At 67.6% G+C, this 14,165-nt stretch carries 8 protein-coding genes; 2 read left to right on the top strand and 6 right to left on the bottom strand.

Annotated features, from left to right (window positions below):
• Positions 1 to 744: a DUF5998 family protein gene (locus AC5RUM_RS12655; RefSeq protein ID WP_400579564.1), complete on the bottom strand. Its 744-nt coding sequence runs from the start codon at positions 742 to 744 to the stop codon at positions 1 to 3.
• 43 nt (positions 745 to 787) lie between these two features.
• Entirely contained in the window at positions 788 to 3,478 is a 2,691-nt protein-coding gene (locus AC5RUM_RS12660; protein WP_494035241.1) for a bifunctional acetate--CoA ligase family protein/GNAT family N-acetyltransferase, read from the bottom strand.
• Between the two features lie 55 nt (positions 3,479 to 3,533).
• On the opposite strand from AC5RUM_RS12660, the gene AC5RUM_RS12665 reads away from it, so the two are divergent.
• Positions 3,534 to 6,056: a DNA gyrase/topoisomerase IV subunit A gene (locus AC5RUM_RS12665; protein WP_494035242.1), complete on the top strand. Its 2,523-nt coding sequence runs from the start codon at positions 3,534 to 3,536 to the stop codon at positions 6,054 to 6,056.
• 65 nt (positions 6,057 to 6,121) lie between these two features.
• Positions 6,122 to 6,640 carry a DinB family protein gene (locus tag AC5RUM_RS12670; protein WP_494035243.1) on the top strand — a complete coding sequence of 173 codons (519 nt, stop codon included), beginning with the start codon at positions 6,122 to 6,124 and terminating at the stop codon, positions 6,638 to 6,640.
• Between the two features lie 20 nt (positions 6,641 to 6,660).
• On the opposite strand, the gene AC5RUM_RS12675 is transcribed toward AC5RUM_RS12670, so the two are convergent.
• Genes AC5RUM_RS12675 through AC5RUM_RS12690 form a run of 4 tightly spaced genes read right to left on the bottom strand, consistent with a single transcriptional unit; the run spans position 6,661 to position 13,908 of the window.
• The gene (locus AC5RUM_RS12675) at positions 6,661 to 7,695 is read right to left on the bottom strand and encodes a GNAT family N-acetyltransferase (protein WP_494035244.1); all 1,035 of its coding nucleotides are present in this window, start codon (positions 7,693 to 7,695) and stop codon (positions 6,661 to 6,663) included.
• Positions 7,696 to 7,704: 9 nt separating this feature from the next.
• Entirely contained in the window at positions 7,705 to 11,232 is a 3,528-nt protein-coding gene (gene cydD, locus AC5RUM_RS12680) for a thiol reductant ABC exporter subunit CydD (protein ID WP_494035245.1), read from the bottom strand.
• Positions 11,233 to 11,239: 7 nt separating this feature from the next.
• Positions 11,240 to 12,289 (bottom strand): cytochrome d ubiquinol oxidase subunit II, encoded by a 1,050-nt coding sequence (cydB, locus tag AC5RUM_RS12685; RefSeq protein ID WP_494035246.1) that lies wholly within the window; start codon positions 12,287 to 12,289, stop codon positions 11,240 to 11,242.
• A gap of 17 nt (positions 12,290 to 12,306) precedes the next feature.
• Positions 12,307 to 13,908, bottom strand: coding sequence for a cytochrome ubiquinol oxidase subunit I (locus AC5RUM_RS12690; RefSeq protein ID WP_494035247.1), 1,602 nt, complete (start codon positions 13,906 to 13,908; stop codon positions 12,307 to 12,309).
• Positions 13,909 to 14,165: the final 257 nt, after the last annotated feature.

The raw sequence follows: 14,165 nt of genomic DNA on the forward strand, positions 1-14,165 counted from the left end.
TCAGCGCTGGTGTCCGCGGCTGAGGCGGTTCGAGAACACACCCATCCGGGGGCGCGGCTGCGATGCCCTGGCCCCGTGCGGAACCGGTGTGGAAGAACCTGTGTTCACGGCGCGCAGGGCGCGGGCAAAAAGCTTGGCGTCCTGGACGGCCTGTAGGCCATCCGCTTCAGCAGAGATGCGCAGCACGATGTCCTCCTGGGCGATCGTTCCGCTGTACCCATGGTCCGCCTCGCACTGTGGGTCGCCGCAGCTGGCCGGGCCCATCTCGAGCCGTTGCCCGCCGGACCAGGCGATGGACAGGGTGACCTCGCGCACGGGATCCGATGGCTTGTAGTTCTGCGGCTGGGCGTACATGTAGCTCAGCACGACGGACCGGATCTGCGCCACCGGGACTGACTCCGTGGAAATCTGCGCCACGATCTGCTCGCCTGCATCGTCGAGCTGCTGGTCGTCCACGTGGGTGATCACGAGCATGTCGTCCGTCAGTACGAGCACCGTGATGTGCCGCCGGACTTCGGCCCGGTCAAAGTGTGTTTCGAGGTGCACCAGGTGGGCAAGGCAGTCCCGGCCGTCGAGGGCATCGTCAACGACGTCGGCCACGAGCCGCGGGTAGAAGCCTGCCTGCTGCAGGGCCCCGTCCAGGCTCTGGCCCTGGGCGGTGTGGTTGTGTGAGCTGTGGTGGCTGGAAGCCTGGGGGCTGTGGTCCGGTGCTTGAGGCTTCGAGGTGGGAGGCTGGGAGCTCATTTCCCCATTTTCACAGATCGGCTTGGCACATGCTAACCAGCGCTCAGTCGCGCATGGCCCTGCGGGCACTGTCCGTGCGCTGGGCGGCGTTGCCGATCCGGACGTCGGCCGCGAGGATGAACACCCCGTGCGGCGTGGCCAGGACCGGGTTGAACTCGACGAGCGCGATTTCCGGATGGGCGTCCTTCAGCCGGGTCAGCCGCGCAGCCAGGTCTTCGAGTGCGGCAATGTCGACGGCGGGAAGCCCCTGGTAGCCGAACAGCTTGCGGGAGGCGCGGGGACTGCGGATGAAGTCCCGGAGGTCGGCGGCGGACAGCGGCGGCACGCGGTGCGCCCAGTCGTCGAGCAGGTTGACGGCGTCGCCCGCCAGCCCGAACGAGACCACCGGGCCAAGCAGCGGATCCTCGATGGCGCGGAACGTGCAGGCCTGGCCCACCGGCGCCATGGCCTGCACCTCCAGCGAGGATGAGCCGTAGGGTTCGAGCGCACGGCGCATTTGCAGGATGTTCAGCCGAAGGGACTCCGGATCCTGGATGTCCAGCCTCACGCCGCCCAGGTCGAGCCGGTGCCGCAGCGTGGGATCAGTGGTCTTCAATGCCACGGGCCAGCCCAGCCGCTCAGCCGCTGCCACCGCTTCATCTGGTGTCACGAAACCTTCGGACGGCAGCACCTTGATCCCGTAGTGCCCCAACAGGCGGGCGGCATCCGCCGCGTCCAGCTCCTTCAGCTGTTCGCCCCGGACGTCGTTAAGCAGCAGCTCAAGATCGGCATGCATGGCTTCGGCGTCGCAGCCCTCGGGATCCGCGAAGAGCCCCTGGTCCCGGTCGGCCCACTCGGCGTAGCGCACCACGGCGGACAGCGCCGCGACGGCGGCCCCCGGATTTGAGTAGCACGGGACCGGCGCCGCGGGGGCCTCATCCCCCACCATGCCCTCCACGTAGACGGACGGGTCGAGGATGCCGGTGAATGCCGCGACAACGGGTTTCCCTGCTTCGGCGGAACAGCCGGCGAGCGCGCCCGCGATCTTCTCGACCGTCAGCCCCCTGGCCGGCAGGAAGGCGACCACAGCCGCGTGCACGGCATCCAGGGCAAGCGTTTCGCGCAGCCGGCGCTGCAGTTCAGGCAGCGCGCGCGACATGCCGGCGTCGAGGTCCAGATCGGCCACGAGTTCCTCGACGCCCAGGCCGTGGGCCATTGCGCTGTCGGCCACGACCTTCCCCAGCGCCCCTGAGTTGCTGAACACGGCCACGCCGGCGCCCTTGGGCAATGGCTGGGCGGCGACAATCTGTGCGACGTCCATGAGCTGCTCGATGGTCTCCACCCGGATCACCCCGGCCTGGCGCATCATGGCGTCGAGGGCTCCGGCCGGGGCCTGGGTGGTGCGCACCGCGTGCCCGGGCGGCAACTGCAGGCCCATGGAGTTGGACTTGGCGACGATGACGGGCTTGGTGAGGGCCAGACGGCGGGCCAGCCGCGAGAATTTGCGCGGGTTGCCGATCGACTCCAGGTACAGACCCACGGCGGTGGTGTCGGCGTCGTCCTCCCAGAACTGCATCATGTCATTGCCGGAGACGTCCGCGCGGTTCCCGGCGGAGAGAAACGTGGAGATGCCGACGCGGCGGCGGCTTGACGCCGCATACAGGGCAACACCGATCGCGGCGGACTGGCTGAAGAGTCCCAGTCCCCCGCGCCGGGCCAGGCTCGGTGCCATGGAGGCGTTCAGCGACACGGCAGGATGGGTGTTCACCATGCCCAGCGATGCCGGTCCGATGACCCGCATGCCGTTGGCCCTTGCCTGGCGGACTAGCGCACGCTGGCGCGCGAGGCCGCGGTCGCCGTCTTCGGCGAACCCTGCCGTTGCCACCACGATTCCCTTGACGCCCGCGGCCGCGCACTCATCCACCACGTTCGGGACCTCGTCATAAGGCACGGCCACGATCGCCAGCTGCACCGGGCCGGGCACCTCCGACAGCTTCCCGAAGGACAGCATCCCGGCCAGCTCCAGCGCTTCCGGGTTGATGGCGTAGACGGGGCCGGTGAAGCCACCCTCGATGATGTGCTCGAGGAGCTGGTACCCCACGGTGCCCCACTTGCGGCTCGCTCCGATCACCGCCACCGACGACGGCGCAAGCAGGTCCTGCACGCTCCTCGCCTCCGCACGGTGTTCCCGGGCCTCCATCACGGCACGGGACTTGTCGGTGGGATCGATGTTGAACTCGAGGCTGACCACGCCGTCGTCGAAATGCCTTCTGACGTCGTAGCCCGCGTCGGAGAAGACCATCAGCATTTTCCGGTTTTCCGGCAGGACTTCGGCGGTGAAGCGGTGGATGCCGTTTTCCCGGGCAGCGGCCGCCAGGTGTTCCAGCAGGATGGAGCCGATGCCGCGGCCCTGGTGCTTGTCGGCGATGTTGAAGGCCACCTCAGCCTCGGTGGGATCGTCGAGCCTGTCATAGCGGCCGATCCCGATGATTTCCCCGCCAATGGTGATCACGAAAGCCACCCGGTTGCGGTAGTCCACCTCGGTGAACCGTTTGAGCTCCTTGCTAGACAGCCGTGCCTTGAACGAGAAGAACCGCATGTAGATTGAGTTCTGCGATTGTCCGGTATGGAAAGCCTGCACGGCGTCCGCATCCGATGGATGAATGGGCCGCAGGTGTGCCGTTCCGCCGTCTCGCAGGACGACATCGGCTTCCCAATATTCCGGATAAATGCCGTCCGCGGGCTGTTCCACCATAGGCTTAGCCTAGCTAAGACTTCCGAAGTGCACCCCCAAAGGATCCACCAGCCCCATGGCCCGCCGCCAGAATTCCACCCCGTCAGGGGAAATCGTCCAGGACTACACCGAAAACATCGTCGACATAGACGTCACTTCCGAGATGGAAGGCTCCTTCCTGGAGTACGCCTATTCGGTCATCTATTCCCGGGCGCTTCCCGACGCCCGCGACGGCCTCAAGCCGGTACAGCGGCGCATCCTGTACATGATGAGCGAGATGGGCCTGCGGCCTGATCGCGGCCACGTCAAGAGCGCCCGTGTGGTGGGCGAGGTCATGGGCAAGCTGCACCCGCACGGCGACACCGCCATTTACGATGCGATGGTCCGCATGGCCCAGGACTTCTCGCTGCGGCTTCCGCTGATCGACGGCCACGGCAACTTTGGATCGCTCGACGACGGTCCGGCGGCGCCGCGCTACACCGAGGCCCGCCTCGCGGCGGCCGCGCTCACGCTGACCGACCACCTCGACGAGAACGTGGTGGACTTCGTTCCGAACTACGACAACCAGCTCACGCAGCCCGATGTCCTGCCGGCCGCGTTCCCGAACCTGCTGGTCAACGGCGCCACGGGCATTGCCGTGGGCATGGCCACAAACATGGCACCGCACAACCTCGTGGAGGTGATCTCCGCGGCCCGGCACCTCATCGCCAACCCGGATGCCACGCTGGAGGACATCATGCGGTTCGTGCCCGGACCGGACCTTCCCACGGGCGGCAGGATCGTTGGGCTGGACGGCATCCGCGAGGCGTACGCCAGCGGCCGGGGCTCCTTCAAGACACGCGCCAAGGTGGAGGTGGAGCAGCTCTCCGCCCGCCGGACGGGCCTGGTGGTTACCGAGCTGCCGTACATGGTGGGGCCGGAGAAGGTGATCGAGAAGATCAAGGACGCGGTCAACGGCAAGAAGCTGACGGGCATCAGCGACGTCGTCGACCTCACCGACCGCAAACACGGGCTGCGCCTGGTCATCGAGCTGAAGAACGGCTTCAACCCGAACGCCGTGCTTCAGCAGCTCTACCGCTACTCGCCCATGGAAGACTCCTTCGGCATCAACAACGTCACCCTCGTGGACGGGCAACCGCAGACCCTGGGCCTGCTGCAGCTGCTCACCGTCTACGTGGACCACCGCCTCAACGTGGTTCGGCGCCGGACGGCCTTCCGGTTGGGCAAGAAGAAGGACCGCCTGCATCTCGTGGAGGGCCTCCTCATCGCCATCGTGGACATCGACGAGGTGATTCAGATCATCCGGTCCTCGGATGAGGCGTCGGCGGCGCGGGAACGGCTGATGTCCATCTACGACCTCTCCGAAATCCAGGCCAACTACATCCTGGAACTGCGCCTCCGCCAGCTGACCAAGTACTCCCGGATCGAGCTGGAGAAGGAACAGGACGAGCTCCGCCGCGAGATCGAGGAACTCGAAGCCATCCTGGGATCCGACCAGCTGCTGCGGGATCTGGTCTCCGGCGAGCTGGCGGAAATCGCGGAGAAATACGGCACCCCCCGCCGCACCGTGCTCCTGGAATCCGAGGCGGTCTCCCCCACCGTTGCCGCTGCGGCGGACGGCATCCAGGGCAAGGCAGTCAAGGGCAAAGCTGTTCCGCTCGCACTGGAGATTGCGGACGATCCCTGCTGGGCCATCCTCACTGCGTCCGGCCAGATTGCCAGGACCTCCAACCAGGACAGCCTCGCGGAGTCCGGGCCGCGCTCCAAGCACGACGTGTTCCGTTCCGTGGTCAGGACCTCCGCCCGGGGCGAGATCGCGGCTATCACATCGCTGGGACGCATGCTGCGCATCCAGGTGGTGGACATGCCCGTCCTTCCCGCGATGTCCGGACTGCCGAACCTCGCAGGCGGTGTCCCCGCCAAGGACTTCATTACCCTGCTGAAGGGTGAGTCCCTCGTCGCGTTCGTGCCGTTGGATGAAGTGCTCGCCATCGGGACCGCGCAGGGTGTCATCAAGCGCGTGCAGCCCGACTATCCGCTGAACCGGGAGGACTGGGAAGTCATTGCCCTCAAGGACAAGGACACGGTGGTGGGCGTGGCTCCCGCGGGAAGCGACGACACCGACCTGGTCTTCCTGACGCGCCAGGCGCAGCTGCTGCGGTTCAGCGCGGCCAGCGTCCGCCCGCAGGGACGGACCGCCGGCGGTATGGCGGGAATCAAACTCGCGGCCGGCGACCAGGTGATCTTCTTCGGTGCCGTTGCCCCCGGTGACGAGGCCGCCGTCGTCGTGACTATTTCCGGGACCGACGGCGCCCTGCCGGGCACCGCGCCGGGGGCCGCCAAGGTCACCGCGTTTGCCGAGTATCCGGCCAAGGGCCGGGCCACGGGCGGGGTGCGTGCGCACCGCTTCCTCAAGGGTGAAGACACGCTGCTGCAGGCCTGGGCGGGCCACGGCCCGGCGAAGGCGTCTTCCCTGGCCGGCGTGGCCCGTTCCCTGCCCCAGGAGCACGGCCGCCGGGACGGTTCCGGCATTCCGCTGTCCCAGGCCGTGGAGGCCATCGGACCCAGCATGGCGTGGGCTGAGGCTGCAGAGGCCTAGGCTGAAATGCCCCAGACGCAGGGGCAAGAACGAAGTGCCCAGAACGCGGGGCCTAGACTACTGGCATGCCTATCATTCCGGATGAAAAAGACTGGACCTGGGTCCTGTCCCGCCCGTGCAGCGAATGCGGTTTCGATGCCTCGACGGTCACTCCGTCCACGGCGCCCGGCAGCGTGGAGAACATGCTCCCGCGCTGGCGGGCAGTGCTTCGCCGCCCGGACGTCGCAGAGCGCCCCAACGACAGCACTTGGTCGGCCCTCGAATATGCCTGCCACGTCCGGGACGTCTTCAGCCTCTTCGACCGGCGGCTGAACCTGATGCTCACCGATGACCACGCACAGTTCGAGAACTGGGACCAGGACCGTACGGCCGTGGAGAACGATTACGCCGGTTCCGACCCCGCCACGGTGAGCGCCGAACTGACGGCCGAGGGCCAGCAGGTGGCAGCATCCTTTGCCGGGGTCAAGGAATCCCAGTGGGGCAGAACCGGGCTCCGCAGCAACGGTTCGGAATTCACGGTGCTGACCCTCGCGCAATATTTCCTGCACGACGTGGTCCACCATCTCGCCGACGTGGACGGTTAGCTGACGGTTAACTGCGCTGTTCAGGCAGAGGGGGTTAGCGGCTTATCCCAGGCCAGGCTCCTGTTGACGGGTGTATAGCCCATCTTGGTATAGAGCGCCAAGGCGCCCGTGGGATTCTCGGAGTCGACGTCCAGCGATGCGACGTCGAATCCTTCCGCTGCGAAGCGCCGCATGGCATCGGCGAGCAGCGCGCTGGCGATGCCGCGCCCGCGGAACTCACGCCGCACCCCAAGCAGGTCCGTGTAGCCTTCGCTGAATCCCCGGGTTACCGCGCTTTCCGCGTCATGGGCAGCCAATTGGTATCCCGCCACTATCCCAGTGCTGCGTTCGAGCACAACGGCGCTGAGGTCGGGCCGGGCCTGCGGGTCGTTCACGACGAATCCCCACGATTCCTCGTCCTTGGGTTCACTGCCCCAGTGGTCCCGGAAGGCCTCGTTGTGTGCGAGCCGTACGGCCTCGCTGAGTTCAGGTCCCATGGTCACCAGTTCAAGCCCCGGATCCAGCACGACGTCCGGCAGCGGCCCTGCCAGTGGCCGGTGCATCTCGTTGAAGTAGCGCACCACCTCGTAGCCGTGCCTGGCGAAGAGCGCCGCCTGGTGCCCGTGCTGCTGTTCGTTGTGGATCCGCAGCCGCGGAGCGGCCGTAACTCGTTCAGTAGCCTGGCCGCCGGCCTGGGCGTCCTCCGCGAAACGCTGCCGGGTCCGCGCTTCCAGCCACTCCAGCAGGGCGGAGCCAACGCCGCGGCGTTGCCACTGCGGGTCGACGCAGCCGAAGCCGTACGCCTTCTCGCTGTCGCTGTTCTTCATTAGTCGTGCATACGCCCGGGCGACGCCGTCCGGGTCGAACCCCAGCACGATATTGCGCTCCGGCGGATTCTTCCGGGATTCCATGATCTGTTCCAGCTCCGGCTCGTGTTCAAACCACACCGGCTTCTCCACCGCTGCCGTCCGGGCTATGAGTGCCGCCCACGCCGGGACATCCCCGTTCCCGGCGCTCTTCCAGCGCAGCAGCGGAAAGTCAACGGTGCAGCCGGCGGCAACCTCGGATGGCGTCATGGGAACAGGCTAACCGGAGGCCAGCGATGGCGCCATCTCCTCTGTTGCCCGGGATTCACCGCCCTGCCGAAGGGACAGGAGGTTGTCCAGGGGGCTGATGTCTGCGGGGTTGTGGGTCACCAGCACTACCGTCCGGGAACGGAGCCCCGCCCGGAGGTCGGCCATCAGCGCACGGGCTGATTCGGCGTCGAGGTGGGCAGTGGGCTCGTCCAGCAGGATCACCTCGGCCTGGGTCATGAGGGTGCGTGCCACGGCAAGCCGCTGCCTTTCACCGCCGCTGAGGAACACGCCGCCGGGTCCGATCCGAGTGTCCAGCCCGTCATCCAGCCGCTCCAGCAGGGGCGTCAGGCCCACTGCCGCGAGCGCCTGCCGCATCTCCTGTTCGGAGTCGGCATCCGCTGATGCTTGCCGTTCCCGGCGGCCCAGCAGCAGGTTGCCCCTGATCGTGGAATCGAAGAGGTGGGCCTCCTGCGGGCACCAGGCCGCAGTGCCGGTCACCGCAATTGTTCCTTCACGGGCCGGCAGGAAGCCCAGCATGACCGCAAGCAGGGTGGACTTGCCGGCGCCCGACGGGCCGGTGATCGCCAGCCAGCGGCCCGGCTCCGCCACTGCTGACAGGCCACTGAAAACAGCTGCGGCTCCGGGCCACCCGGCGGCGAGCCCCTTCATCTCGACACCCGGACGCCCGTTCTCCCGCGGTTGGGGCCTGGCCGGCACGTCAGAGGCCGGCACAGCCGTGTCCGGCACGTCAGAGGCCGGTTCGCTGAGCACCCCGGACTCGCCGATGCGGCGGAGCACCGAGCGCAGCGCGGGGTACTGGCGGACCGCCGTCGTCATGCCGGCAAAGGGTTCAACGAGTGCCAACTGCATAAGGACCACGACGGCGGCCGTCGGGGCGGCGACGGCACCCGCCAGAACGTCCGGCGCCGCCAGCACGGCGCAGGCCAGCGCCCCGGCGCCGCAGGCGGCGACGGTTATCGCCTGCCCGAGTCCCTCCGCCCACGCGGAGCGCTGGGAGGCACGGGTCGCCGCGCGGTCGTCGGCACGGATACGGTCCAGGACGGGCGACGCCACGCCGTTGGCGTGCAGCTCCGCCCGTGCATCGAGGGCAGCCGCGATTCGGCGCAGGACCCCGGACCGCAGGGACTGTTCAGTGCCGGCAGACATCCGGTCGGCAACCAGCGCAGCGGAGGGTGCCACCGCCAGGCTGACAGCCGCGGCGGCCACGACAGCCGGCAGGGCAGCGGGCACGAGCCATGCCGAGGTTACAACGGCTGCTGCGGCTACTGCCGCGGCCGTCACCGGCGGAAGGACCACTCTCGGCAGAAGGTCGCGGACCGTGTCGACGTCGTCGACGACGACTCCCAGCACGTTTCCGCCCTGCAGCAGCCGCCGGAGGGACAGGGCACGCCGGCTCAGCGACTCCCACAGCCGCCCGCGCAGCAACGTCAGTGATGCGAAGACGGCGTCGTGAAGCACCAGCCGCTCGCAGTAGCGCAGGACGGCCCGGCCGATTCCGAAGAACCTAACCCCCACGATGGCAGTGAGCAGGTACAGGATGGGCGGCTGTTCGCTGGCCCTCAGGATGAGCCAGCCGGAGAGTCCGGACAGGGCAACCGCGAAGAGGGACGCGAGGGTTCCCACCATGCCGGCGCCCGCAAACCTGCCGCGCACCGGTGCGAGCAGCCTTCCCAGCAGCCCGGCCTCGTGCGCCGTCCCGCCGGACTGCGCTGAGTCACTCGAGTCCCGGCTGGAGCCCGCGGCCTGGCTGGAACCCGCAGCTGCTGGGGCAGAATTGGGCAGCTCCTTGGGGACGGCGTGGGCTGGGTGCGGGGCACGGTAACCTGCGGCCACGGCGGGGCGGGCAGCTACGGCGGGAGCGGCGGCAGCGGCTGCCGAGTGGTTCCCTGCCGCAGGAAGGGAAACGACGTGATCTGCAAGGTCCCGGGTTTGCCGGTCGTGGGCCACGAGAATCACCGTCGCCCTGCCGCGGAGATCCAGGATCGCGGCCTGGACGATGTCGGCGGAGGCCCGGTCCAGGTGCGCTGTGGGTTCGTCCAGCAGCAGCACCGTGGCTCCCGCCGCGATGCGGGCAAGCCCCCGCGCCAGTGCGACGCGGCGCAGCTCCCCGGGGCTCAATTCTGCCGGGTGCTTACCTGCCAGGTGGGCTGCGCCCACTGCTGCGAGGCACTGCTGCACTCCGCCGTCGAGCTGGTGCCCGTCCTTCGCCGGGTCTGCCGCAAGATAAAGCAGGACCTCCTCCCGGACGGTGTCCGCCACCATGACCGGGTGCTGGGGAACCCAGGCCACGGCCGCCGGGGCGAAGCCGCCGAGCGTTCCGGCCACGTCGGTGCCTCCCCCGGAGCCGATGGTGCCCGCGAGGACACCCAGCACAGTGCTCTTGCCGGCACCGCTGGGCCCGTCCAGCGCAGTGATCTGGCCGGCAGGCGCGGTAAAGCTGAGGGGCCCGACGGCGACGCCTTGCCTACCCGCGTAGCTGACGGTGAGTCGGCTGACAGTGAGGTCGCTGACGGTAAGGTTGCTGTCACTGAGACCACTGACGGTGAGGTCGTGGATCGCCGGCCGCGGCTCAAGCCGTCGCTGCTCCGGTGAGTCCAGCACCGCCGTCGTCTCAGCGAGGGCTGCCCGGCCGTCGTCGCTGGCGTGGTGCGCCGTTCCCAGTTCCCGGAGCGGCAGGTAACAGTCCGGCGCGAGGATCAGGGCGAGGAGTCCGGCCTCCAGCCCCATGTCCCCATGCACCAGCCGCACACCGATGAAGACTGCCACCACGGCCACCGAAATCGTCGCGATCAGTTCAAGGGCCAGGGCAGAGAGGAACGCCGTCCGGAGGGTCCCCATGGTCTTGGACCGGTACTCTTCGGAAATATCCTCCAGGGCGCGGCGCTGGGCGGAGGCGCGGCCCAGCCCCACCAGCACCGGAAGCCCCTTGGCAAGTTCCAGCATGTGGCCTGAGAGCCGGGACAGGGCAGCCTGCGCGTCCGATACCTTGTCTTCCGTGTAGCGGCCGATCAACACCATGAACAGCGGCACGAGCGGCACCGTCAGCACGATGACTACAACGCTGACCCAGTCGGCAAACAGAATCCGGGCGCCCAGCAGCAGCGGAATGGCGGCGCAATTGACCAAGGCGGGCAGGAACTGCGTGTAGTAGCTGTCCAGGGCGTCGAGGCCGCGCGTCGCAAGCACCGCGAGGCCGCCGTCGGCAGGGCCCGAAGACCGGACGCCGTTGCGCAGGGCCTGTTCCAGCAGCTGCGAGCGCAGCTCCTCCTTCACGCCCAGGGCTGCCCGGCGGGAGGCGGCGCCCTGCGCCCAGACGGTGGCTGAGCGCAGGACCACACCAGCTATGCCCCAGACCAGCTGGTCGGCCCACGCAGGGTCCTGCACCATCAGGCCGGCGAGAACCGACGCGAGGGCCTGGCCCATGAGCACCAGCGAGAGGGCCTTGAGGGCAGCGAGCACGCCAAGGCCGTACAGTGCGGCGCGCGTTGACGGGCCTCCGGGGAACTGCGGCTTCACAGGGCCCTCAGTCGTTCCGGGTGAGGGCTTTGGCGGCGATCGCCGGCAGGAAGCTGTGGGCCTCGGGAATGTGGGCGGCGCTGACGCGGCGGCGGAAGACCCAGTAGGTCCAGGCCTGGTAGGCAATGACGAGCGGCAGTCCGACGCAGGCCACGATGCTCATCAGCCCGAGCGTGTAGTCGGAGGACGAAGCGTTGGAGACCGTGAGGCTGAATGCGGGATCAATCGTGGAGGGAAGCACCACCGGGAAGACGGCGCCGAAGATCGAGGCGGCGCCGCCGAGCAGGAACACACCGGTTGCCAGGAAGGCACGGCCTTCATGGGCCTTCCGGGCCAGGAACCACGCGGCGACCGCGGCCACGACGGCCAGCACGAGGGCGGCCATCGTCCACAGTTCCCCACTGAGGAGCTGCACGCTGAGCGCCCACCCGGCCATGGGGAGGAGTAGGACGGGAAGCAGCCGTACGAACCAGCGCCGGGCGCGGTGACGGACCTCGCCGTCGGTCTTCAGGGCGAGGAAGGCCAGGGCGTGCAGCAGGGCAAACCCCGCCACGGCAAAGCCGCCGAGCACCGCGTAGCCGCTGAACCATGAGAAGGGGCCGCCGTCGCGGTCACCGTTGGCATTCAGCGGCAGGCCGGTGGTGCTGAGGGCCAGGGTGGCGCCCACGCCGAAGGCTGCGAGGAAGGAGCCGACGGCGATGGCCCAGTCCCAGGTGTCCCGCCACCGGTCGGTGTCCACTTTGCCCCGGTATTCGAAGGCGACAGCCCGGAAGATCAATGCCACGAGGACCAGGAGCAGCGGCAGGTACAGGGCTGAGAAGAGGGACGCGTACCAGAGCGGAAATGCGGCGAAGGTAGCACCTGCGGCCGTCAGCAGCCAGACCTCGTTTCCGTCCCAGACCGGCCCGATGGTGTTGAGCAGGACGCGGCGTTCCGTGTTGTCGCGTGCAAAGAGCTTCATCAGCATGCCGACGCCGAGGTCGAAGCCTTCCAGGAAGAGGTAACCCGTCCAAAGAACGGCGATGGCGATGAACCAGACGGTGGGCAGCAGTTCCATGTTCCGTATCCTCGGGTCTAGTAGGCGAAGGCCAGGACGTCATCGGCGGCTCCGGGTTTGCCGGGACCGCCCGGCCCGGGGGTGGCGTCCTCGTTTTCGTCGACGGGAGCGCTTACCAGTTCCGGCATGGCGGAGACTACGCCTCCCCGGACGTACTTGACGAGGAGTTTCACCTCCACCACGAGCAGCACCGCATAGATGGCGGTGAGGACGATCAGCGATGTGAGGATCTCGCCGGCGGAGACGCCGGGTGACACTGCCGCCGCGGTGAACATGAAGACCTGGTCGATGCCGTTGAGGTCGGGATTGGGTGCCACGACGAACGGCTGCCGGCCCATTTCCGTGAAGATCCAGCCCGCGGCGTTCGCTCCGAAGGGTGCCAGGATGCCGAACACTGCCAGCCGCATGAGCCAGCGCGACTCCGGCACGGTGCCCCTGCGGGTGATCCACAGGGCCAGCAGTGCAGCCAGGGCGGCGACTCCGCCGAAGCCGATCATCATGCGGAAGCCCCAGTAAGTGACCTCCATGACGGGCACGTACTCGATCTCCTGCCCTGCGCGGTCCCCGTAGATGGGGTTGTCCGGCAGATGCGTGCCGTAGTCGGCCCTGTACTGGTCCAGCAGGCTGTTGACGCCCTTGACTTCCGTGGTGAAGTCGCCTTTGGCGAGGTAGGACAGGATGCCCGGGACCTCGATCAGCGCCACGATGTCATCGCAGTTGCGGGCCCCGAGGTTGCCGACGCTGAGGACCGAGAAGCCCGTTCCGTCGTGGCAGGCGGCTTCGGCGGCAGCCATCTTCATGGGCTGCTGCTCGAACATCAGCTTTCCCTGCAGGTCCCCGGTCAGTGCGGTGCCGGCGAAGGAGATCATGGCCACCACCGCCCCGATCCGCAGCGAGCGGATCCATACGGTGTGGTCCGTGCGGTCCCGGCCCGGGATGTCGGCCGAACCGGCAATGACCTTGCCGTCGGCGTCCACCGTGTCGATGCCGTCCCTGCGGCGACGCCAGAGGTGATACCAGGCAATGCCGAGCAGGAACCCGCCCGCCACGGCCAGTGCGCCGAAGAGCGTGTGGGGAACGGCGACGAGGGCGGTGTTGTTGGTGAAGACAGCCCAGGCGTCCGTCATGACGGGACGGCCATCGATCATTTCGACGCCTACGGGGTGCTGCATCCAGCTGTTGGCGACGATGATGAAGTACGCGGAGAAGAATGAACCGATCACCGCGATCCAGAGGCAGGCCAGGTGCACGCCCTTCTTGAGCTGCTTCCAGCCGAAGATCCACAGGCCCAGGAACGTGGATTCGACGAAGAACGCGAGCAGGGCCTCGAGGGCCAGCGGCGCCCCGAAAACGTCACCCACGAAGCGGCTGTATTCGCTCCATGCCATGCCGAACTGGAATTCCTGCACAATGCCCGTGGCCACGCCCATGATGAAGTTGATGAGGAACAGCTTTCCCCAGAACTTGGTCATCCGCAGGTAGGCTGGGTTGCCGGTCCGGTGCCAGATGGTCTGAATCACAGCCACGACGAGGCCCAGGCCGATCGTCAGCGGCACCATCATGAAGTGATAGACCGTGGTGATTCCGAATTGCCAGCGTGCGATTTCCAAGGCTTCCAAGGCTGTCCCTACTGTTGGCTGGGTCTCAAGCTCTCAAGCTCTGTTTTCTACGTCGCGTAGAACAACAACTTCTACCGAGTGTAGAACACAGCTCCGACGCTGTAAACATGGTTGCACCGTCACAGAGGGCCTGCAATGAGGGGCGGCGCGCCGGATGTTCTACCTCATGTAGAAAGAAACGCGCAAACGCGCTAGATTTGGAGTGAAATATTTGAACCACAGCACGCGGCGCCCACCCGGCCGCAGGCGGCACGTTG

The sequence above is a fragment of the Arthrobacter sp. B2060 genome (assembly GCF_059090445.1).